Here is a 19,776-nt window from a genome sequence, read left to right on the forward strand (position 1 = left end):
CAGGCAAAAGGTGGCAATGATGGTGTGGGGCAAAGGACGTGGTGCGCCGCGGCAGCGGCTGGGTCTGTGGCTGGATCTGCGCGGGCTGGGCGCGGCCGGCAGGGCCGCTTTTCGGCCACTCGCGGCGTTGGCGCTGGCGGGCACGGTTGCCGGCTGTGGCGAATTCGGGCGTACCGGGCCCTATACCGGGGCGGTCGTGCGATCGGCGGGAACGCCGGTGGCGGCGGCGCCGATTGCGGTGGTCGATCTGACCGGTGCGGCCGCCGCGCAGCTATATCGGGCCGAACAACGCCCCTCGTTCGCCGAAACGCTGGGCGATGTGGCGCCGGTGGGCAGTGTGATCGGCCGCGGCGACACCGTCGATGTCGCCATTTGGGAGGCACCGCCCGCCGCGCTGTTTGGCGCGATCAACCCGATCGGGCCAGGCAGTTCGGGCATTCAGCCGGCGCGCAGCGCGACGCTGGGCGAACAGATGGTGGATGAAACCGGGCGTATCGTGGTGCCGTTTGTCGGCGATGTCACGGTCGCGGGCCGGTCTCCGCACGATGTCGAACGCGATATTGCCGATCGCCTGCAGGGCAAGGCCAACCATCCCCAGGCGATCGTGCGGATCACCCGCAACATGCTGAAAAACGTGTCGGTTCTGGGTGATGTCGCCAGCGCCGGGCGGTTCAGCGTGACCCCGCATGGCGAACGCGTGCTGGATGCGCTGGCCAATGCCGGCGGGGTGCGCCAGCCGGTCACCAAAATGGTGCTGCAGATCACGCGCGGGCGCACGGTGGTGACGATGCCGCTGGATGCGGTGATCCGCGACCCGGCGCAAAACGTGCGGCTGGCGCCCGACGATGTGGTGACCGCGCTGTTTCAGCCGTGGTCGTTCACCGTGTTGGGCGCGACCGGCACCAACGCCGATGTGCCGTTTGAGGCGACCGGCATGACGCTGGCACAGGCGCTGGGGCGTGCCGGCGGGCTGAACGACAATCGCGCCGACATGCACGGCGTGTTCCTGTTCCGGCTGGAACTGCCCGCCGCGCTCGATCCCGCGCTGGCCGCCAGCGCGCACACCACGCCCGATGGCCGCGTGCCGGTCATCTATCGGCTGAACATGGCGGACCCGGCCGCGTTCTTCATCGCCCAGGGGTTTCGCATGCGCGATCACGATGTGCTGTACGTGGCGAACGCGCCCGGTGCGGACCTGCAGAAATTTTCGTCCACCCTGGCCAATTTTGCCTATGCCGGGCTGGGAATCGTGAACCAGGTGAAATAGGCCGCCATTGCGCCGAACGGTCTCATCGCGCAAAACTGTGCGCGATGAAAAAGCGCCGCCGCTATCTGACCGCGACCCTGCCCGATGGCTATGTCAAAACCATCGGGCCGGTGACCGACGCCTTCACGCATTACTGGCGCATCGTCGCGACGCTGGAAAACGGCAAGACCGAGGTGTTCTGGGGCCACACCCGGTCACTGGCAGAGGCGCGCGGCAAGCGCACCGCTGCGCAGGAGGCGGCAAAGCAGCGCGGGTGGGCCGGCTATGCGTTTGATATCGTCGAACTGGTTGAAACGCCGGCCTGATCGTGGCCCGCAGGCCACAGCAAATCGGTCTGTGCGTCGTCAGGTGACCATGGTCGGGTGCGGCGCATGATGGCGTCGAACAGCGGGGATTCCGCATGGCCGGTCAGCCATGCTTGCAGGTGCGGCAATGGCTGCAATGCGAACCACTCTGGATCAACGCCCGCGAACTGCCTCACAAACGGCATGATCGCCATGTCGGTCATGCCGCGTGCGGTGCCGCCCAGGTGGGTGGTAATAGCCAGCCGCTGATCGAGTTCGCGCAGGAAGGCCATGCAGACACCGCGATGGTCAGCCGCGTCACCGGCATGGCGGTCGGCGTATTTGTAGCGGTCCAGATCATGTTTGAACGGCCCATCGTTGTGGGCGATCAGGTCCGCATCGTCCCGCGCCAGCCACAGTTCGGGATCATGCTGTGCCAGTGCCCAGCGCATGATGTCCAGGCTTTGGTCGATCACCTGTCCGTGGGGCAGCACCAGCACCGGCACCGTGCCTTTGGGCGAAGCGGCCAGCATTGCCGCCGGTTTGGCCGACAGCGCAACCTCTCGCAATTCAACCCGCACACCGCTGATCAGCAGCGCCATGCGCGCGCGCATCGCATAGGGACAGCGGCGGAAGCTGTAGAGGATGGGTGGGGTCGGCATGGTCGCGCCGCTATCACGATGCCCGGCCTTGCGGTCAATCCGAACCGTGCGCCGCCTCGGCCAGGCGCAACAGTTGCGCGATCAGCGTGTCGATCTGGTCCAGCGGCACGGCATTGGGTCCGTCGGACATCGCATTGTCCGGATCGGGGTGGGTTTCCATGAACAGGCCGCCGACGCCGATCGCCACCGCCGCGCGTGCCAGCGGGGCCACGTGCTCGCGCGCGCCGCCCGATGATCCGCCCAGGCTGCCCGGCAATTGCACCGAATGGGTGGCATCGAACACCACCGGGCAACCGGTTGCACGCAGCGTGGTCAGCGATCGCATGTCGACCACCAGGTTGTTATAGCCGAACATGGTGCCGCGTTCGCAGACCAGAAAGCGGTTGTCGCCAAGGCCCGCCGCACGCGCGGCGGCGCGCGCCTTGGCGATCACCGGGGTCATGTCGTCGGGCGCCATGAACTGCGCCTTTTTGATGTTCACCGGCCGCCCGCTGGCGGCGGCGGCGGCGATCAGGTCGGTCTGCCGCGCCAGAAACGCGGGGGTTTGCAACAAATCGACGGCCTGTGCCGCGGCGGCGACCTGGTCCACGCTGTGGACGTCGGTCAACACCGGCAGCCCGGTGCGCGCGCGCACTTTTTCCAGCACGGCCAGCCCGGCGTCCAGCCCGAGCCCGCGAAAGCTGGTGTGCGCGGTGCGGTTGGCCTTGTCGAAACTGGCCTTGAAGATCACCGTGATCCCCGTCCGCGCCGCCAGCCGCGCCAGGTGGTCGGCCACGGTCAGGCACAACGCCTCGCTTTCAATCACGCAGGGCCCGGCGATCAGGAATGGCTGCGCGTGGTTTTCGCCAATTCCCAGTGCGGTCAGTGGCATCAATCCACCCCCAGCGTGGCCAGCGCGCGTTCGATTTGCGCCACGTCGCCGGGGTTGTTGCATTCGATCAGGTCGCACCCCGGTGGCCGGCACAGCGCCACGCCCACGCCCACGCCGATGTCGGCAAAGCGCAGCTGTTCCAGCCCTTCCAGGTCTTCCAGCGGCGAAGGGGCCGCGGCGGCATACATGCGCAAAGCCCGCGGGCGATAGGCATAGACGCCGATATGCAAATGCACTTGTGGCGCCTCTGCCGACAGCAGCGCGGGCGGCACATAAGGGATCACCCGCTTTGAAAAATACAACGCTCGCAGGGCCTGGTTGAACACCACCGTGGTGCCGCCCACCCGGCCCGCATCCTGATCGGCGATCAGCGCGGCCAGCACGGCCGGGGTGCACGGCACCGCCGGGGTCATCACGCCGATGTCGGGGCTGGCGTCGATCCGTTCGATCAGCGTGGTCACCATTGCCGCCGGGGTCAGTGGCGCATCGCCCTGCCAGTTGATCACCAGCCGCGGATCATCGCCCAGCATGGCCAGCACCGCGGCGCAGCGTTCGGAACCGTTGCGGCAGTCCGCCGGGGTCATCGCCACCTCCGCGCCAAAGCCCTGTGCGACATCGGCGATGCGGGCATCGTCGGTCGCCACCACCACGCGGTCGATACCGGGGACGGCGCTGGCCGCGCGCCAGGTCCGCTCAATCAGCGGGCGCAATGTGCCCTGCGCGCCGCGCAGCAGGGCCAGCGGCTTGGCCGGAAAACGCGTGGAGTGGTAACGCGCGGGGATGACGATGATCACGCCGCCAGGGGTGGTGGTCACGTGGCGGGATCGGAAGTTGCCGGATCATTCAGCGCCGGATCACCCACGGCTGCCAGATCATGGATGTGAACCACGCCCAGCGGGCGGCACGGATCATCGCACGCCACCACGAACAGCGCGGTAATCCGGGCGTCACGCATGATCGTGCGGGCATCGCCGGCCAGGCTGCCGGCGGGGATCGTGCGCGGTGTCGGGGTCATCACGCTGGCCGCGCCGGCAATCATCAACCGGTCGATATGCCGGCGCAGATCGCCATCGGTGATCACCCCGCACAGCTGCCCGGCCGCATCGACCACCCCGGCAATGCCCAGGCGCTTTTCGGTCATCACCACCATCACTTCGCGCATTGGCATGGTCAGCGGCACCAGCGGCATGGCGGCGCCCCGGTGCATCAGATCGTCAACCGGGGTCAGCCCGGCGCCGATCGCGCCGCCGGGATGCAGGCGCATGATCTGTGCGCGCGACAGCCCGCGCTGGCGCATCGCGGTCACCGCCAGCGCGTCGCCCAGCGCCAGCATCATGGTGGTCGATGTGGTCGGCGCGATGCGGATCGGGCAGGCCTCTGGCGCCGGGGGCAGCGCCAGCGTGACATCGGCGCCGCGCCCCACCGGCGATGCCGCACACCCGGCAATCGCCACGATCGGGCAGTGCAGCAGGCGGGCATGGCGCATGATCGGCACCAGTTCGGGGGTTGAACCCGAATTGGACAGCACCATCAGCAGGTCACCCGGCATGACCATGCCCAGATCGCCATGCGCCGCCTCTGCCGGGTGCAGGAACATTGCGGGCGTGCCGGTGGCTGACAGCGTCGCCACGATCTTGCGCGCGATATGCCCCGATTTGCCCATGCCGGTCACCACCACCCGCCGCGTGGTGGTGATGATCAACCGCACCGCATCGGCAAAGTTGTGGTCCAGATCGCGCGCAAGTTGCACCAGCGCGTCGGCCTCTGTTTCGATCACCCGCCGCGCCTGGGCGATCAGGTCGGGTATGGGCAGGTCCGGTATGGGCAGGTCGGGTATGGGCAGGTCGGGTATGGGGACGCCGCCGGTCAGCGACTGGCCAATGCCGTCCGGCGCGCGCGCCCTGTTGTCGATCGCATGGATGGTCGCCATTGTTTTCGTGTCCCTGCCACAGCACGACATTTGCGCCGCAGCGGCATTCCGGCGTGATCGGACGGCCCCTGTGCGCAAACCATGTTTCTCGCGTCCATCCTCTACAGCGGCAAACGCGGACGTTGCTAAGGGGTTGCCCCCATTCCCGATGCATTCCCGATACTTGCGCGTGGCCGATGACACCGGCGCCGGGCGCGGCTAGGGTTCCATCGAAGGAGGAGCCCATGCAGCTGCGCCACTTGCGCTATTTCGTCACGCTGGCGCGCGCACGCCACTTTGCCCGCGCGGCAGAGGAATGCGGTGTGTCGCAACCCACGCTGTCATCGGGGCTGGTCGCGCTGGAACAGCATTTCGGGCGCCGGCTGATCGACCGCGACCGGCGCTTTATCGGCCTGACCCCGCATGGAGAGGCGATGTTGCCGTGGGCGCAGCAGATGCTGGGCACAATGGGCGCGATGACCGCGGCGGTGGCCACCACCCCGCTGGAAGGACCGTTCACGCTGGCGGTAATCCCCGCCGCGCTGCCCTTGGTCGGGCGGTTTGGTGCCGGGCTGCTGGCGGCCAATCCCGGGCTGGTGCTGTCGGTGCGGTCGGCCACCGCGCGCGCTATCGACCAGGGGCTGGCGGCGATGGAAATCGATGCCGGGATTACCTATCTGGACCAGGAAGCGCCCGCCGGCGTGGTGACCGTGCCGCTGGCGAGCGAGGATTACCTGTTTCTGACCCGGCGCGGCGGGCGGTTTGATGGCGCCACCGCGATCGGCTGGGACGATGCGGTGGCGCAGGATCTGTGCCTGCTGGATGAAACCATGCTGTTCCGGCGCATTCTGGATCGGCGGCTGGCCGCACGCGGGATTGTCGCCCGCCCGCGCGCCACGGCGGACAGCCATATCGCGCTGTTCGCGCTGGTGGCATCGGGCGCGTTTTGCGCGATCGTGCCCGACAGTTATGCGCCGCTGCTGGGCGGGGCGGATTGGGCGCGCCTGCTTCCGCTCGATCCGCCCGAACCGGCGCGGGCGATCGGGCTGGTAACGCAGAATCGCGATCCGGCCCTGCCCCGCGCACGCGCGGCGCTGGCGGCGGCGCATGCGTTTGTGATAGATGGCATCTATCACCCTTCGCCCCTTTCGATTTGACCTGCATGGGCAGATTGGCCCATAAAAGCGGGCTATGACCAACGAAACTCTTGACCGGACAGCCCGGGCAGTCATCGATCCCGAATTGGCGCGGATTCTGGCCGCGCACGCCGCGCGCGAAGGCGCGTTGTTGCCGATCCTGCACGACATTCAGGCATCGTTTGGCCATGTGCCCGAACGGCTGATTGCGGATATCGCCCGCGCGCTCAATCTCAGCCGCGCCGAAGTACACGGGGTGATCAGTTTCTATCACGATTTTCATGTCGAGCCCGCAACGCTGCCGGTGATCCGGCTGTGCCGCGCCGAAAGCTGTCAGGCGCGCGGGGTTGATGCGCTGGCCGCCGCCTTTGCCGGGGAAACGCGGGTGCGGATCGAACCGATCTATTGCCTGGGGCTGTGCAGCGTCGGGCCCAATGCGATGATCGGCACCACGCTCCACGCCCGGCTGGACCAGGCGCGGTTGGCCGCGCTGGTTGACACGGTGGCGGTAGAGTGCGCGGCATGACCCGGACAGTTCGTATCAGCGATGACGCGTTGGCGCTGGCGTGCGGGGCGGATGCCGTTGCTGCGGCGTTTGCTGCGGCCGGTTGCCATGTCGAACGCGTGTCGAGCTGGGGTATGCACTGGTTGGAACCACTGGCCGAAATTGACGGGCAGGGCTTTGGCCCGTTGTCGGTGGGCGATGTGGCACCGGTGCTGGATGGCACCAGTGCGCTTGGGATCGGCGCGATTGCCGATCATCCGTTCATCGCCCGGCAGGAGCGGCTGACCTTTGCGCGCGCCGGAAAAACCCGTCCGCTCAGTTTGGACGATTATGCCGCGACTGCCGGCTGGGCCGGATTGTTCCGCGCGCGCGAACTGGGTGCAGAGGCGACGATTGCCGAAGTCACCGCATCGGGGCTGCGCGGGCGCGGCGGCGCGGGCTTTCCCGCCGGGATCAAATGGACGACGGTTGCGAAAACCGTTTCCGCGCAAAAATACATCGTATGCAATGCCGATGAAGGCGACAGCGCGACCTTTGCCGACCGCATGGTGATGGAGGGCGATCCATTCCTGCTGATCGAGGGTATGGCGATTGCCGCGCATGCCGTCGGCGCCGATACCGGCTATGTCTATATCCGCAGCGAATACCCGCATGCGATCGCCAAGATGCGTGCAGCAGTCGATCTGGCGGCGGGCATCATCGCGCCATTCCGGATCGAAATCCGCGTCGGCGCGGGGTCGTATGTCTGTGGTGAGGAAACCTCGCTGCTCAACAGTCTTGAGGGCAAGCGCGGCGAAGTGCGCGCCAAACCGCCACTGCCCGCAATCGAGGGCCTGTTTGGCAAACCGACCGTGGTCAACAATGTGCTGACATTGGCAGCTGTGCCGTGGATCATGGCGCAGGGCGGCGCGGCCTATGCCGCGGTCGGGTTTGGCCGGTCGCGCGGCACGATGCCGATCCAGATCGCCGGCAATGTGCGCCACGGCGGGCTGTTCGAAGCGGGCTTTGGCATCACGCTGGGCGAACTGGTCATGGATATCGGTGGCGGCACCGCCAGCGGTCGCCCGGTCATGGCGGTGCAGGTGGGTGGCCCGCTGGGCGCCTATCACACACCCGCCGATTTCGGCCTGCCGTTTGATTATGAAAGCTTTGCCGCGGCCGATGGCCTGATCGGGCACGCCGGCATCAGCGTGTTTGACGATACCGCCGACATGAGCGCGCAGGCGCGCTTTGCGATGCAGTTCTGCGCGATCGAAAGCTGTGGCAAATGCACCCCGTGCCGGATCGGATCGACCCGCGGGGTGGAGGTGATCGACCGCATCCGCGCACGATCGGGGCGCGGGGCAGACGCGGTGGAACTGCTGCCGCAGATGCACAACGCGCGCAAGGCGCCGCGCAGCCTGACCGATGATATCGCGCTGCTGGAAGACTTGTGCGAAACGATGAAGTTCGGATCGCTGTGCGCGATGGGCGGCTTTACGCCCTATCCGGTGCTGTCGGCCCTGCGCCATTTTCCCGACCATTTCGGGCTGCCGGCGGCCGTGCCAGAGGCGGCGGAATGAACGGCGCCCGCATTCTTGGTGTGGTGCTGGCAGGCGGACAATCGCGCCGCTTTGGCAGTGACAAGGCGCTGGCCCTGATCGGCGGCCGCACATTGCTCGATCGCGCGGTGGCCACGCTGGAACGGCAGTGCGATGCCGTGGTGGTGGCAGGGCGCGATGACGCACCGGTCGCGGTTGTCGCGGATCGGCCGCAGGCCGGGATGGGGCCGTTGGGCGGGCTTAACGCGGCGCTGCACCATGCGGCCGCAAACGGGTTTGATGCGGTGCTGTCGATCCCGGTCGATGGCATGGATCTGCCCGATGATCTGATCGGCGAATTGTCACCCGGCCCGGCCCATTGCGACAGCGCGCCGGTGATCGGGCTGTGGCCGGTGGGCGCGGGGCCTGCACTGGATGCGCTGATGGCCACGGCCGAACCCCGCGCGCGATCGATGCGCGCGTTTGCCTGCGCAATCGGCGCGCGCGCCGTGCCGTTGTCGCGCCAGCCCTTCAATATCAACACGCCGGCCGATCGGGCCGCCGCACAGGAACCGCACCATGGGCTATGAACCCCAGGCCGATTTCGGCACGCCTGCCGTTACCAGCGATACCACCGTAACCGTGTCGATCGACGGGCGCATGGTCAGCGTGCCCGCCGGCACCACAGTGATGCGCGCCGCCGCGCTGTCGGGTGGGGCAATTCCAAAGCTGTGCGCGACCGACATGGTCCAACAGTTCGGATCGTGCCGGCTGTGCCTGGTGGAAATCGATGGCATGCGCGGCACGCCGGCATCGTGCACCACGCTGGTGAATGATGGCATGGTGGTGCACACCGAAACCGCGCGGCTGCAGAAATTGCGGCGCGGGGTGATGGAACTGTACATTTCCGACCACCCGCTCGATTGCCTGACCTGCAGCGCCAACAACGATTGCGAATTGCAGGACATGGCCGCCAATGTCGGCCTGCGTGATGTGCGCTATGGCTATGAGGGAGAAAACCACCTGGGTGCGGCGCCTGATACATCGAACCCCTATTTCGATTTCGATCCGTCGAAATGCATCGTCTGTTCGCGCTGCGTGCGCGCGTGCGAAGAGGTGCAGGGCACCTTCGCACTGACCATTTCGGGGCGCGGGTTTGAATCCAAGGTCAGCGCCGGCCTCGCCAGCGACGATTTCCTGTCGTCCGAATGCGTGTCGTGCGGCGCCTGTGTATCGGCCTGCCCGACCGCCACGCTGAACGAAAAGGCGGTTGTTGCGATTGGAAAACCCGAACGATCGGTGATCACGACCTGCGCTTATTGCGGCGTCGGCTGCACCTTCCGCGCCGAAATGCGTGGGGAACAGGTGGTGCGCATGGTGCCGTGGAAGGATGGCAAGGCCAACCGCGGGCACAGTTGTGTGAAGGGCCGGTTCGCCTGGGGTTATGCCCGCCACCAGGACCGCGTGACCAAACCGATGATCCGCGCGCATATCCAGGACCCGTGGCGCGAAGTCAGTTGGGAAGAGGCGCTGGCGTACACCGCCAGCGAGATCAAGCGGATCACCGCCACCCACGGCAACAATGCGCTGGGCGGCATCGTATCCAGCCGCTGCACCAATGAAGAAGGCTTTCTGGTGCAGAAACTGGTGCGCGCCGGGTTCGGCACCAACAATGTCGATACGTGCGCGCGGGTGTGCCATTCGCCCACCGGTTATGGCCTGAAAAACACCTTTGGCACATCGGCCGGCACGCAGGATTTCGACAGTGTCGAAGCCAGCGACGTGATCATGGTGATCGGCGCCAACCCCACCGATGGCCACCCGGTGTTTGCCAGCCGCATGAAAAAGCGCCTGCGCCAGGGCGCAAAACTCATCGTGATCGACCCGCGCCGCACCGATATCGTGCGGTCGCCGCATGTGGAGGCCGATTATCACCTGCCGCTGACCCCGGGTACCAACGTCGCGGTGCTGACCGCGATCGCGCATGTGATCGTGACCGAGGGCCTGGCGGATGAGGCGTTCGTGCGCGCACGTTGCGACATCGATGAATATCGTGATTGGGCCGATTTCGTGTCCGATGTGCGCCACAGCCCCGAATTTCTGGCGCCGGTTACCGGGGTTGATGCCGAAACCCTGCGCGGTGCGGCGCGGCTGTTCGCCACCGGCGGCAATGGCGCGATCTATTACGGGCTGGGCGTGACTGAACACGCGCAAGGGTCATCGACGGTGATGGCGATTGCCAATCTGGCGATGGCGACCGGCAATGTCGGCCGGCGCGGCGTGGGGGTGAACCCCTTGCGCGGGCAGAACAATGTGCAGGGCGCCTGCGACATGGGGTCTTTCCCGCACGAATTGTCCGGCTATCGCCACGTGTCAGACCCGGCGGCGCGCGCGCTGTTTGAAGCGGAATGGGGCGTGCCGATCGATCCCGAACCCGGCCTGCGCATTCCCAACATGCTGGATGCCGCGACCGACGGTCTGTTCAAGGCGCTGTATATCCAGGGCGAAGACATTGTTCAGTCCGACCCCGACACGCGCCACGTGGTGGCCGGGCTGTCGGCCATGGAATGCGTGATCGTGCAGGACATTTTCCTGAACGAAACCGCCAATTACGCGCATGTGTTTCTGCCCGGATCGACCTTCCTGGAAAAGAGCGGCACGTTCACCAATGCCGAACGCCGCATTCAGCCGGTGCGCAAGGTGATGGAACCGCTGAACGGTTATGAAGACTGGCAGGTGACGCAGGAAATGGCGCGTGCGCTGGGGCTGGACTGGAATTACACCCATGCCAGCGAAATCATGGACGAAGTCGCGCGGCTGACGCCGACTTTTGCGGGGGTCAGCTTTGCCCGGCTCGATGCCGAAGGATCGCTGCAATGGCCGGTGAACGAGGCCTATCCCGATGGCGCGCCGATCATGCATGTCGATGGCTTTGTGCGCGGCAAGGGCAAATTCGTGGTCACCGAATATGTCCCCACCGATGAACGCACCGGGCCGCGTTATCCGCTGCTGCTGACGACCGGCCGCATCCTGTCGCAATACAACGTCGGCGCACAGACGCGGCGCACCGACAATGTGATCTGGCATCAGGAAGACGTGCTGGAAATCCACCCCTCCGATGCCGAAAATCGCGGGCTTCGCGATGGGGACTGGGTGCGGCTGGCCAGCCGCGCGGGCGAAACCACGCTGCGCGCACATCTGACCGACCGGGTTGCGCCGGGCGTTGTCTATACCACGTTCCACCACCCCACCACGCAGGCCAACGTGATCACCACCGACAATTCGGACTGGGCCACCAATTGCCCCGAATACAAGGTGACCGCGGTGCAGGTCACCCCGTCGAACGGGCCAAGCGCGTGGCAGGAACACTATGACGCGCACGCCGGGCTGTCGCGGCGGATCATGGCCGAAGAGCCGGCGGAATGAGCGTGGATGCCCATGGGCTGGATGTCCACACCGTCGATACCGGGGCCAAACTGGTGCGCATGGTCAACCAGATCGCGCAGCACCTGGTCCACGACAAAGACCCGGTGAACGCGGTGGCCGACCATGTGCATGCGTTCTGGTCGGCACGGATGAAGCAGCAGTTGTTTGCGCGCGGGTCTGACGGGCTGGACCCGATCGCGTTGGCGGCGGTACAACGGCTGGCATCGGGCGCGCATCTGGAACCACGCCGTGGCGCAACCGACGCCGAGGATACCGGGTGTGACGCCGGTTGATGGCGCGCGCGGCACTGCCGTCGTCGAACATTTTGCCGATGGCAGACCGCCGCGCGGGGTAACGCGCGCGCTGGTTGACGAAGCGCCGATCGCGCTGGAAATCAACGGCATCGGTTATGCCGTGATGATGGCGACACCCGCCGATCTGACCGACTATGCCATCGGCTTTTGCCTTTCCGAACAGATTATTACCGCGCAGCATGAATTTGTTGCTGCAGACGCCTTTGCGGTACCGGCGGGGGGCTGGATGCTGCGAATCACGCTGGATGCGCCCGCTGCAAGCCCGCTGATCGATCGCGCGCGGTTGCGGCTGGCCGAGGGCAGTTGCGGGCTGTGCGGGATTGAAAGCCTGGAACAGGTGCTGCGCCCGTTGCGCCCGGTGACGGCGCGGCTGGCGGTCGAACCGGCGGCGGTGTTCCGGGCTGTGGCTGCTCTGGGCGATCATCAGGTGTTGGGGCGCGCCACGCGCGCCGCGCATGCCGCCGCATTTTGCGATGCCGACGGTACGATCCGTTTGGTGCGAGAGGATGTTGGCCGTCACAACGCGTTTGACAAATTGATCGGCGCGCTGGCCCTGGCCGGGATCGATCCGGCCAGCGGGTTCGTGCTGCTGACCGCCCGGTGCAGTTTTGAACTGGTGCAAAAGGCGGTGATTGCCAATGTGCCCATGCTGGCGACAATTTCCGCGGCATCGACGATGGCGGTCGATCAGGCCCGCGCGCATGGATTGACGCTGTACAGCCTGGCCCGGCAGGACAGCTTTCTGGAATCGTGATAGGCCCTTTGCCATGGCCAACCCGCCTCCGGCCCGTTTCACTGATGCCCCCGCGCTGACACCCCGCGCGCGTGCGCTGCTTGGCGTGGCCGTCGTGCTGGGCCATGTCGCGCTTGCCATCCTGCTGATCCGCGCGTTTGGCGGCGTGCAAGTCCTGACCGAAAGGCTGGGGTTGGCACCGCTGACCGTAGCGACGGTGATCGAACCACAGTCCCACCCCAGTGCCGTCGCGGCCGGCCATGCCGCGCAGGGCGCCAGCGGTGCTGCGGGCAAGCGCGCACAGGCTGACCAGCTTGTCGCCGCACCCACCCCGATCCGTCTGCCCGCGCCCATTGCGCCCCTGGTGGCCGGCACCGGCAGCGAAGCGCAATCGGGCGCCGCCGCATCCGGTGAAGGCACTGGCGGCGGCAATACCGGCACCGGCACCGGCAATGGTGTTACCGGCAATGGCAGCGGCGGCGGCACCCGTCCGGTCAAGCTGGCCGGCGATCTGGTCGAACGCGATTTTCCGCCCGCCGGGCGCGCCAAACGGCTGGGTACCGCGGTCACCGTGGTGCTGACCGTGGGTACCGACGGGCGCGTCAGCCAGTGCCGGGTGCATCAGCCGAGCGGCGATCCCGATGCCGATACGATCACTTGCAAACTGGCCGTTGAACGGTTCCGCTTTGAACCTGCGCGCGATGCCGATGGCAACGCGGTGGAGGCGCAATATGGCTGGCAGCAGCGATTTTTCCTGAACTGATGGATGCAGGTCTGGCGCGTTGCCCGGCGGTCGGGCATTGTATCGGCATGATCGCACAAACCATTCAGCTTTCGCTCGCGCCGGTGTTCGTGCTGGTGGCGATCGGCAATATCATGAACATCCTGACCACCCGGCTGGGGCGCATCGTCGACCGGTCGCGCGTGTTGCAAAAACTCTATGGCGAAACCAGCGGTGCCGCACACGATGCAGTGGTGACCGAAATGCGCTTTGTCGACCGGCGCATCCAGCTAATCAGCCACGCGCTGCTGATCCTGGTATCGGCCGGGATCGGCATCGGCGTGACCGTGGGCACGCTGTTCCTGGGTGAAATGCTCGGCCGCGAATTTCGCATCGCCACCGAAGTCAGCTTTCTGGCCGCGATCACCCTGTTGATGGCGGCGCTGGTCTATCTGCTGCTGGAAACCCGCCTGGTCGCCCGCACGCTGCGCCTGCCACGCCAATTGCTGGAACTGCACCGGGGTGAGTTGTAAACCTGATCCTCCCCGTGCCGGGGAGGATCACGCCAGCAGCTTTTCGCCGCGTTCGCGGATCATGCCTTCGATCATGCGGCGGGCGAAGCCCAGGCCGTTGGGGATGGTGACGTCGAACACCATGGTCGTTTCGGTCAGGTCGAGCGTGGCGGGGACGGTGTAGCCCATTGCACTGGCCTCTACGCCCAGGCGGTCTTCGCTGATCCAGTGCAGCGCCAGCGCCATTGGGCCGCCGATCAGCGCGCCGGCCTTGGCCTCTGCCGTGTCGATGCGCGCGGCGATGCGCCGGCGCAGCTCGGCCTTGCCGAGCGAGTGGGGGATTTCAAGACGCATGTTTATACCGGTCCGGTCAATTTGCCTTGGTCTTCAAGCGCATTGCCATAGCGATAGTCAAGATAGCGTGCCTCTGTCGCCAGCGCATCGATGTCACCTTCGGCCAGTTTGCGTGACAGGGCATCGATTTCGTCGGTGATCCGCGACAGGCCTTCGGTCAATTGCTGGTCGGCGGTCTTGCCGCCGCGCTGTTCATTGCGCAGGTGCGCGGGGATGCGGGTATAACTGGCGACCATGCCGGGCAGGTGTTCGCCGATCAGGCGGCGCACATCGCCCACCGCCGGCTCGGCCGGATCGATGACTGCCAGTTGCACGCCCAGCGCATCCAGCCGCACGCCGATCGCATCCAACTGGCGCGATGCCGGCACGGGCAGGGTCGGCCGCTGCGCCTCCAGCCACAACTGCGTCCGGCCGACGGTCGCGCGCACATCGCCCTGGTTCAGCGCGGCCAGGTCGGGCACTTTCAGCCGGGGATAGGTCGCCAGAAAACCGGCCGCGACCATGACCGCCAGTAGCGTCAGCACAAACCCGCCCAGCCCGATGCCGCCGATCGTGATGCCGGTCACGGTCGCCGCAAACAGGATCACCGCCACCGCCAGGCTGGCGCGCACCAGTTTGCGCAACACGTGCTGGCGTTTCAGTTCGGCCGACCGTTGCCCGATCGATGAGCCGCTGCGCCGCCCGCCCTGCTGCTGAAACGTCAGCGACGCATTGGCCGCGCGCATGATCTGCGCATGATCGGTGGCTTCCCCGGCCATCTGCGATCAGCCCACGCTGTCAAGGCTGAGCGCGGGGTGTTGCGCCGGCCCGCCGATCTGGCCACCCGCACTGCCCTGCGCGCGGGCAATATAGGCCTGCGATTTTTCCACTTCGTTCGACAGCGTGCCGATGGTGGTCTTCATCGAATCCAGCGCTTTCAGCTTGAACGTGTCGATCGAATCCATCGTGTCATAGATGTTCTGAAACGCCTTTTGCAGCGTTTCGAGCGGGATCGTGCTCGATGCCGCCATCTCGTGAATCTTGGCGGTGTTGTCCTTGAGCATCGCGCCGGTCGCATCGATGATATTGGCGGTGGTGGTGTTGAGCGCGGTGATCTGTTGCAGCACCAGCCGCTGGTTGGTCATCGCCTGCGCCACGGTCACCGCGGTGCGCAGCGCGGCGACAGTGGTGGTGCTGGCGCGATCGACGCCCTTTACCAGTTCGACATTGTTCTTTTTCACGAGGTCGAGCGCCAGATAGCCCTGCACCGTCACCGCCATCTGCGTCAGCAGGTCCTGCGTGCGCTGGCGGATATAAAACAGCGCGGATTCGCGGATCGCCTTGGCCTTGGCCGGGTCGCTGTGATCCAGATCGTTGGCGGTATCCTCCAGCTTGGCATCCAGCGCGCGGGCGATGTGGATCATCTGTTCCAGCTTGCCCATCGCGTCCCACAGCTTGGTGCGTTCGACATCGATCGCGGCGTTGTCTTTCAGCAATTCGTCCTTGCCCGATGCCAGCCGGTCCAGAATCGCCTTGATATGGCTCTGTGCCGAAACATAGCTGTCGAAATAGCGCTTCACACTGTTGCCGAACGGGATGAACCCCAGCAGCTTGCGCCCGCCGGTGGTCACCCCGGCCTTGCCGGGGTCGAGTTCCTCCACCGTGCGGCGCAGTGCGGCCAGGTCAGACCCGACGCCGCTGTCCTTGTCCATCGCGCGCACCGGGCGATCCAGAAAGCGGTTCGACATGCCGGCCGCCGCGGCAATTTCCTTTGACCCCATCGCGGTCAGCTGGTCGACCTTTTGCCCGAACGCGGGGCTGGCCGCGTCCTGCGCAATCAGATCGGCGACATAGGCATCGACGCGGCTGTCCAGCGCGGTTTTGGTTTCGGTGCTGATCGGCACCAGCCCGGCGGCCTGTTGTGGCGCAACCACCGGCACCGGGTCGGGCGGGGTCAGGGTCAGCGTGGGGGCGGACAGGGCGGGGTCACTGCTGGTCGATGCCATGGGTTTACTCGGCTGGAGGCGCTTGCCGCGCCAAGATGGGCGCATGCGCGCTGTGCTGCAAGGGCGCACTGTCGATCAGGCATGGCGGTTGGTCGGAAATCGGGTTAGCCATGGCGGCATGGATCGTCGCATGTTCGTTGGCGCGCTGGGCGCCTGTGTCATCCCCGTTCGCGCGCTGGCCGGACCCGTGCCGGCGGGCGTTGGCATGCTTGCCCGGCTGGAACGGCAGGCAGGCGGGCGGCTGGGGGTCATGGTGCGCGACACGGTCACCGGGCACGGTTTTGGCCGGCGCCAGGACGAACGCTTTGCGCAGTGTTCCACCTTCAAACTGTCGCTGGCCGCGCTGGTGCTGGCGGAAATCGATGCGGGCCGCGCGCATGGTGATGAAGTGCTGGCCTACTCGGTGCTGGATGTGCTGCCCAATTCGCCGGTGACAGAGGCTGCGGCCGGCGGCCCGGGCCTGCCGATCCTGACGCTGGCGGCGGCGGCGGTGGAACGCAGCGACAACCTGGCCGCCAATCTGTTGCTGGCACGGTTTGGCGGCCCGGCGGGGCTGACCGCGTTCTGGCGCACGCTGGGCGATGCGGTCAGCCGGCTGGACAATACCGAGCCGGCATTGAACCATGTTGCGCCGGGCGCTGTGCACGACACCACCACCCCGGCGGCGATGGCGGCAACGGTCGGTCGATTGCTGACCGGGCCGGCGCTGTCGGGCGCGGCACGCGCGCAGCTGTGGGGCTGGATGAAGGCCTGTGCGACCGGGTTGGACCGGTTGCGCGCCGGGCTGCCCGCTGTCGAAAACGGGGCGTGGCAGGCCGGTGACAAGACCGGCACTTATACCGACACCGGCACCATCGCCCATGTCAACGACGTGGCGCTGTTGCTTGCCCCTGCGGGCGACCGCCACTTTCGCAGTCCGCTGGCCGTCGCGGCCTGCTATGATCCGCCCGGCATGCCCGATGCGGTGCGGGCCAGCGATGCGGCGGTGCTGGCCGCGGTCGCGCGGATTGTGACCGACCCGGCGGCATGGAGAATGCAACACCGATGAAACGCTGTGCGGTGTTTGGCGCTTCGGGGGGGATCGGTGCCGCGCTGGTTCGGCAACTGGCGGCGCGCGACGATGTCGCGGTGGTCTATGCCGGGGGACGATCGGGAACGCTGCCTGACGGGCCAAAGATCCACCCGTTCCGCTTTGACGCAACGGACGATGATGAACTGGCGGCGGTGGTGGCCGCAATCGGCGCGCCGCTGGATGTGGTAATCGTCGCCACCGGGCGGCTGACCCGCGCCGATGGCAGCGGTCCGGAAAAGGCGCTGCGCCAGGTCACGGCAGCGGCGCTGGCCGAACAGTTTGCTGACAACGCGATTGTCCCGGCAATGATCGCGCGCGCGGTGCTGCCGCTGTTGGCCAGGGATCGCCCCGCGGTGTTCGCCGCGCTGTCGGCGCGGGTCGGGTCGATCGGCGACAACCGGCTGGGCGGCTGGCACGCCTATCGCGCGTCAAAGGCCGCGCTGAACATGCTGATCCGCACGATCGCGATTGAGGCCGCGCGCAAGCTGCCCTTGTCGGTGGTGGTCGCGCTGCACCCCGGCACGGTCGCCACGCCGCTATCGGCGGCGTTTCAGCGCGGGGTGGCGCAGGACAAGCTGTTCACGCCCGATATGAGCGCCGCGGCGCTGCTGGGCGTGATCGATGGCCTGACCCCGGCAGACACTGGCGGCTTTTTCGCGTGGGATGGCGCGCCGATTCCGTTTTGACAGGTTACTGTTCGACCGTCACCCCGGATGAGCGGTCAGGCCGCCACGCTATACGGTTCGATCCCGCCGTTCAGGTACAATGTCTTGGCCTTGGCGCGGCTCAGTTTGCCCGAACTGGTGCGCGGCAGGGTGCGCGGGGGGACCAGTTCGACCACGCAGTTCATGCCGGTGATCGCGCGGACTTTGTCGCGGATCTGGTCGCGCAGCCGCACGCGTTCGGCAGGGTCGGTCACGCGGCAGTGGACCAGCACGGCAGGAGCCTCTTCGCCCGATGCGGTTTCGATTGAAAACGCGGCGATGTCGCCCTGGTGGAAACCGGGCAGCTGTTCCACCGCCCATTCGATATCCTGCGGCCAGTGGTTCTTGCCGTTGATGATGATCATGTCCTTGGCCCGGCCGACAATGAACAGATATCCCGCGCTGTTGAGATAGCCCATGTCGCCAGTATCGAGCCAGCCATCGACCATCGCCTCGGCCGTGGAGTCCGGATCGCGGAAATAGGAATGCATCACCGATGACCCGCGGCACCACACTTTGCCGATGTGGTGGTGGGGCAGCGATCCGCCGTGCTCGCCGCGAATCACCACCTCCATCCCGCGCACCGGCAACCCGCAATTGACAATCGCGCGATAGCGGGCGGGGCGCGACAGATCGCGGGGGGAGCCTGACAGGCGTTCTTCTTCGACCAGTTCGACGCGGATGCCTTCACCCGGCGGCATGATGGTCACCGCCAGCGTCGCTTCGGCCAGGCCATAACTGGGCAGGAACGCGCTGGCCTTGAACCCGGCGGGGGCGAACGCATCGACAAAACCCTGCATCACATCGGGCCGGATCATGTCGGCGCCATTGCCGGCCAGCCGCCAGCGCGACAGGTCAAACCGTTCGGATACGTGGCTCTGGCTGGAAATGCGGCGCGCGCAGATGTCGTAGCCAAAGGTTGGCGAATACGAGATGGTGGTACCGGGATTGCGGCTGATCATGTCGAGCCAGGCCAGCGGCCGCCGCGCAAAATCGTCGGTACGCAGGAAATCGGCCGAGACCTGGTTGGCGATCGGCGACAGGAAACAGCCGACCAGCCCCATATCATGATACCATGGCAACCAGCTGATACAGCGATCGCCAGGCTGCAATTGCATGCCATGCGAATGCCCGGCCAGATTGGCCAGCAGCGCGCGATGGGTGACCGCCACGCCATGGGGAAACCGCGTGGACCCACTGGAATATTGCAGATAGCTGATCGCGTCGGGGTCGGCCACTGGCAGATCGCCCGCCGCCGGCGTGGTCGCGGCGACATCGCCCCAGCTGTAACCCGGGCAGTTCTGACGCGCGGCGGCGGCGGCGCACATCGCGCCGATTTCATCGGGATAGAGCAGCATGCGCGGGTCTGAACTGGCCAGTTGCACCGCGATCTGGTCGATATAGTTATCCTTGCCACCAAAACTGGTGGGCAGCGGCAGCGGCACCGGCCACGCCCCGGCATAGATCGCGCCGCAGAACAGCGCGGCAAAATCGGCCCCGGTTTCGGCGATCAGCGCCACCCGGTCGCCCGGCGCAATGCCCAGCGCGATTAGCCGGCGCGCCGCCGCCAGCGCATCGCCGCGCAATTCGCGATAGGAATAGGCCCGTGTGAGCGTTCCGCGCGCATCATGGAAATTGAACCCCAGTTCGCCCTGCGCGGCATAATCCAGCGCATCGCAAAACGTTGGAAAATCGGCAAAGCGGCGCGGCTGCGCATCGTCGTTCGGTGTCGGCAGGAGCGTCGCGCTGGTGCGGACGGCATCGGAAACGGTCATCTGCTACCCCGGATGGTTTGGACTTA

At 66.4% G+C, this 19,776-nt stretch carries 21 protein-coding genes; 13 read left to right on the forward strand and 8 right to left on the reverse strand.

What is annotated here, in order from left to right:
- Positions 1–16: 16 nt before the first annotated feature.
- Both ABWP89_RS05140 and ABWP89_RS05145 read left to right on the forward strand, forming a co-directional pair.
- On the forward strand, positions 17–1,267 hold the full coding sequence (locus ABWP89_RS05140; protein WP_353227780.1) for a polysaccharide biosynthesis/export family protein: 1,251 nt from the start codon (positions 17–19) through the stop codon (positions 1,265–1,267).
- 44 nt (positions 1,268–1,311) lie between these two features.
- A complete protein-coding gene (locus ABWP89_RS05145) occupies positions 1,312–1,572 on the forward strand; it encodes a hypothetical protein (protein WP_353227696.1) in 261 nt (86 codons plus the stop codon).
- On the opposite strand, the gene ABWP89_RS05150 is transcribed toward ABWP89_RS05145, so the two are convergent.
- The 4 genes from ABWP89_RS05150 to ABWP89_RS05165 are packed head-to-tail and all read right to left on the reverse strand — an operon-like array spanning position 1,530 to position 5,014.
- Positions 1,530–2,213, reverse strand: coding sequence for a glutathione S-transferase (locus ABWP89_RS05150; protein ID WP_353227697.1), 684 nt, complete (start codon positions 2,211–2,213; stop codon positions 1,530–1,532). The two genes, ABWP89_RS05145 and ABWP89_RS05150, sit on opposite strands and share 43 nt — an antisense overlap.
- 34 nt (positions 2,214–2,247) lie before the next feature.
- Positions 2,248–3,084, reverse strand: coding sequence for a 3-deoxy-8-phosphooctulonate synthase (kdsA, locus tag ABWP89_RS05155; RefSeq protein ID WP_353227699.1), 837 nt, complete (start codon positions 3,082–3,084; stop codon positions 2,248–2,250).
- Entirely contained in the window at positions 3,084–3,899 is an 816-nt protein-coding gene (locus ABWP89_RS05160; protein ID WP_353227700.1) for a 3-deoxy-manno-octulosonate cytidylyltransferase, read from the reverse strand. The genes kdsA and ABWP89_RS05160 overlap by 1 nt, the downstream gene beginning before the upstream one ends.
- Positions 3,896–5,014: a KpsF/GutQ family sugar-phosphate isomerase gene (locus ABWP89_RS05165; protein WP_353227702.1), complete on the reverse strand. Its 1,119-nt coding sequence runs from the start codon at positions 5,012–5,014 to the stop codon at positions 3,896–3,898. Before ABWP89_RS05165 ends, ABWP89_RS05160 begins: the two co-directional genes overlap by 4 nt.
- A gap of 224 nt (positions 5,015–5,238) precedes the next feature.
- Here ABWP89_RS05165 and ABWP89_RS05170 point away from each other — a divergent pair, with 224 nt between their 5' ends.
- From ABWP89_RS05170 to ABWP89_RS05210, 9 genes are read left to right on the forward strand one after another with little or no spacing between them, the layout of a single operon-like run.
- Positions 5,239–6,150, forward strand: a complete 912-nt coding sequence (locus ABWP89_RS05170) for a LysR family transcriptional regulator (RefSeq protein ID WP_353227703.1) — start codon at positions 5,239–5,241, stop codon at positions 6,148–6,150.
- A 34-nt stretch (positions 6,151–6,184) separates the two neighbouring features.
- A complete protein-coding gene (locus ABWP89_RS05175) occupies positions 6,185–6,655 on the forward strand; it encodes an NAD(P)H-dependent oxidoreductase subunit E (protein WP_353227704.1) in 471 nt (156 codons plus the stop codon).
- The gene (locus tag ABWP89_RS05180) at positions 6,652–8,196 is read left to right on the forward strand and encodes an NADH-ubiquinone oxidoreductase-F iron-sulfur binding region domain-containing protein (RefSeq protein WP_353227705.1); all 1,545 of its coding nucleotides are present in this window, start codon (positions 6,652–6,654) and stop codon (positions 8,194–8,196) included. The genes ABWP89_RS05175 and ABWP89_RS05180 overlap by 4 nt, the downstream gene beginning before the upstream one ends.
- Entirely contained in the window at positions 8,193–8,744 is a 552-nt protein-coding gene (gene mobA, locus ABWP89_RS05185; RefSeq protein WP_353227706.1) for a molybdenum cofactor guanylyltransferase, read from the forward strand. Before ABWP89_RS05180 ends, mobA begins: the two co-directional genes overlap by 4 nt.
- A complete protein-coding gene (gene fdhF / locus ABWP89_RS05190; RefSeq protein ID WP_353227708.1) occupies positions 8,734–11,580 on the forward strand; it encodes a formate dehydrogenase subunit alpha in 2,847 nt (948 codons plus the stop codon). Before mobA ends, fdhF begins: the two co-directional genes overlap by 11 nt.
- Positions 11,577–11,873, forward strand: a complete 297-nt coding sequence (locus ABWP89_RS05195) for a formate dehydrogenase subunit delta (RefSeq protein WP_353227709.1) — start codon at positions 11,577–11,579, stop codon at positions 11,871–11,873. The genes fdhF and ABWP89_RS05195 overlap by 4 nt, the downstream gene beginning before the upstream one ends.
- Positions 11,860–12,648: a formate dehydrogenase accessory sulfurtransferase FdhD gene (gene fdhD / locus ABWP89_RS05200; RefSeq protein ID WP_353227711.1), complete on the forward strand. Its 789-nt coding sequence runs from the start codon at positions 11,860–11,862 to the stop codon at positions 12,646–12,648. Before ABWP89_RS05195 ends, fdhD begins: the two co-directional genes overlap by 14 nt.
- 13 nt (positions 12,649–12,661) lie before the next feature.
- Entirely contained in the window at positions 12,662–13,390 is a 729-nt protein-coding gene (locus ABWP89_RS05205; RefSeq protein WP_353227713.1) for a TonB family protein, read from the forward strand.
- Between the two features lie 47 nt (positions 13,391–13,437).
- Entirely contained in the window at positions 13,438–13,881 is a 444-nt protein-coding gene (locus ABWP89_RS05210; RefSeq protein ID WP_353227714.1) for a DUF2721 domain-containing protein, read from the forward strand.
- A 27-nt stretch (positions 13,882–13,908) separates the two neighbouring features.
- On the opposite strand, the gene ABWP89_RS05215 is transcribed toward ABWP89_RS05210, so the two are convergent.
- The 3 genes from ABWP89_RS05215 to ABWP89_RS05225 are packed head-to-tail and all read right to left on the reverse strand — an operon-like array spanning position 13,909 to position 16,199.
- Positions 13,909–14,214: a polyhydroxyalkanoic acid system family protein gene (locus ABWP89_RS05215; RefSeq protein ID WP_353227715.1), complete on the reverse strand. Its 306-nt coding sequence runs from the start codon at positions 14,212–14,214 to the stop codon at positions 13,909–13,911.
- 2 nt (positions 14,215–14,216) lie between these two features.
- The gene (locus tag ABWP89_RS05220) at positions 14,217–14,972 is read right to left on the reverse strand and encodes a hypothetical protein (protein WP_353227716.1); all 756 of its coding nucleotides are present in this window, start codon (positions 14,970–14,972) and stop codon (positions 14,217–14,219) included.
- A gap of 6 nt (positions 14,973–14,978) precedes the next feature.
- Positions 14,979–16,199, reverse strand: a complete 1,221-nt coding sequence (locus ABWP89_RS05225) for a toxic anion resistance protein (protein ID WP_353227717.1) — start codon at positions 16,197–16,199, stop codon at positions 14,979–14,981.
- A 130-nt stretch (positions 16,200–16,329) separates the two neighbouring features.
- Here ABWP89_RS05225 and bla point away from each other — a divergent pair, with 130 nt between their 5' ends.
- Positions 16,330–17,247 (forward strand): class A beta-lactamase, encoded by a 918-nt coding sequence (gene bla, locus ABWP89_RS05230; protein WP_353227718.1) that lies wholly within the window; start codon positions 16,330–16,332, stop codon positions 17,245–17,247.
- Positions 17,244–17,957: an SDR family NAD(P)-dependent oxidoreductase gene (locus ABWP89_RS05235; protein WP_353227719.1), complete on the forward strand. Its 714-nt coding sequence runs from the start codon at positions 17,244–17,246 to the stop codon at positions 17,955–17,957. Before bla ends, ABWP89_RS05235 begins: the two co-directional genes overlap by 4 nt.
- Positions 17,958–17,992: 35 nt before the next feature.
- Here the strand turns inward: ABWP89_RS05235 and ABWP89_RS05240 are convergent, their stop codons facing one another.
- Positions 17,993–19,750, reverse strand: a complete 1,758-nt coding sequence (locus ABWP89_RS05240; RefSeq protein ID WP_353227720.1) for a fatty acyl-AMP ligase — start codon at positions 19,748–19,750, stop codon at positions 17,993–17,995.
- Between the last annotated feature and the right edge of the window lie 26 nt (positions 19,751–19,776).

This window comes from Novosphingobium sp. (assembly GCF_040398825.1).
GTDB lineage: Bacteria > Pseudomonadota > Alphaproteobacteria > Sphingomonadales > Sphingomonadaceae > Novosphingobium.

Bases quoted from the DNA above. Each gene is read 5' to 3' on its own strand.
- ABWP89_RS05145 (WP_353227696.1), top strand. From the start codon at position 1,312: ATGAAAAAGCGCCGCCGCTATCTGACCGCGACCCTGCCCGATGGCTAT.
- ABWP89_RS05240 (WP_353227720.1), bottom strand. From the start codon at position 19,750: ATGACCGTTTCCGATGCCGTCCGCACCAGCGCGACGCTCCTGCCGACA.
- ABWP89_RS05165 (WP_353227702.1), bottom strand. From the start codon at position 5,014: ATGGCGACCATCCATGCGATCGACAACAGGGCGCGCGCGCCGGACGGC.
- ABWP89_RS05170 (WP_353227703.1), top strand. From the start codon at position 5,239: ATGCAGCTGCGCCACTTGCGCTATTTCGTCACGCTGGCGCGCGCACGC.
- ABWP89_RS05140 (WP_353227780.1), top strand. From the start codon at position 17: ATGATGGTGTGGGGCAAAGGACGTGGTGCGCCGCGGCAGCGGCTGGGT.
- ABWP89_RS05205 (WP_353227713.1), top strand. From the start codon at position 12,662: ATGGCCAACCCGCCTCCGGCCCGTTTCACTGATGCCCCCGCGCTGACA.
- ABWP89_RS05175 (WP_353227704.1), top strand. From the start codon at position 6,185: ATGACCAACGAAACTCTTGACCGGACAGCCCGGGCAGTCATCGATCCC.
- ABWP89_RS05225 (WP_353227717.1), bottom strand. From the start codon at position 16,199: ATGGCATCGACCAGCAGTGACCCCGCCCTGTCCGCCCCCACGCTGACC.
- bla (WP_353227718.1), top strand. From the start codon at position 16,330: ATGTTCGTTGGCGCGCTGGGCGCCTGTGTCATCCCCGTTCGCGCGCTG.
- ABWP89_RS05235 (WP_353227719.1), top strand. From the start codon at position 17,244: ATGAAACGCTGTGCGGTGTTTGGCGCTTCGGGGGGGATCGGTGCCGCG.
- ABWP89_RS05180 (WP_353227705.1), top strand. From the start codon at position 6,652: ATGACCCGGACAGTTCGTATCAGCGATGACGCGTTGGCGCTGGCGTGC.
- ABWP89_RS05215 (WP_353227715.1), bottom strand. From the start codon at position 14,214: ATGCGTCTTGAAATCCCCCACTCGCTCGGCAAGGCCGAGCTGCGCCGG.
- ABWP89_RS05150 (WP_353227697.1), bottom strand. From the start codon at position 2,213: ATGCCGACCCCACCCATCCTCTACAGCTTCCGCCGCTGTCCCTATGCG.
- ABWP89_RS05195 (WP_353227709.1), top strand. From the start codon at position 11,577: ATGAGCGTGGATGCCCATGGGCTGGATGTCCACACCGTCGATACCGGG.
- mobA (WP_353227706.1), top strand. From the start codon at position 8,193: ATGAACGGCGCCCGCATTCTTGGTGTGGTGCTGGCAGGCGGACAATCG.
- ABWP89_RS05220 (WP_353227716.1), bottom strand. From the start codon at position 14,972: ATGGCCGGGGAAGCCACCGATCATGCGCAGATCATGCGCGCGGCCAAT.
- kdsA (WP_353227699.1), bottom strand. From the start codon at position 3,084: ATGCCACTGACCGCACTGGGAATTGGCGAAAACCACGCGCAGCCATTC.
- ABWP89_RS05210 (WP_353227714.1), top strand. From the start codon at position 13,438: ATGATCGCACAAACCATTCAGCTTTCGCTCGCGCCGGTGTTCGTGCTG.
- fdhF (WP_353227708.1), top strand. From the start codon at position 8,734: ATGGGCTATGAACCCCAGGCCGATTTCGGCACGCCTGCCGTTACCAGC.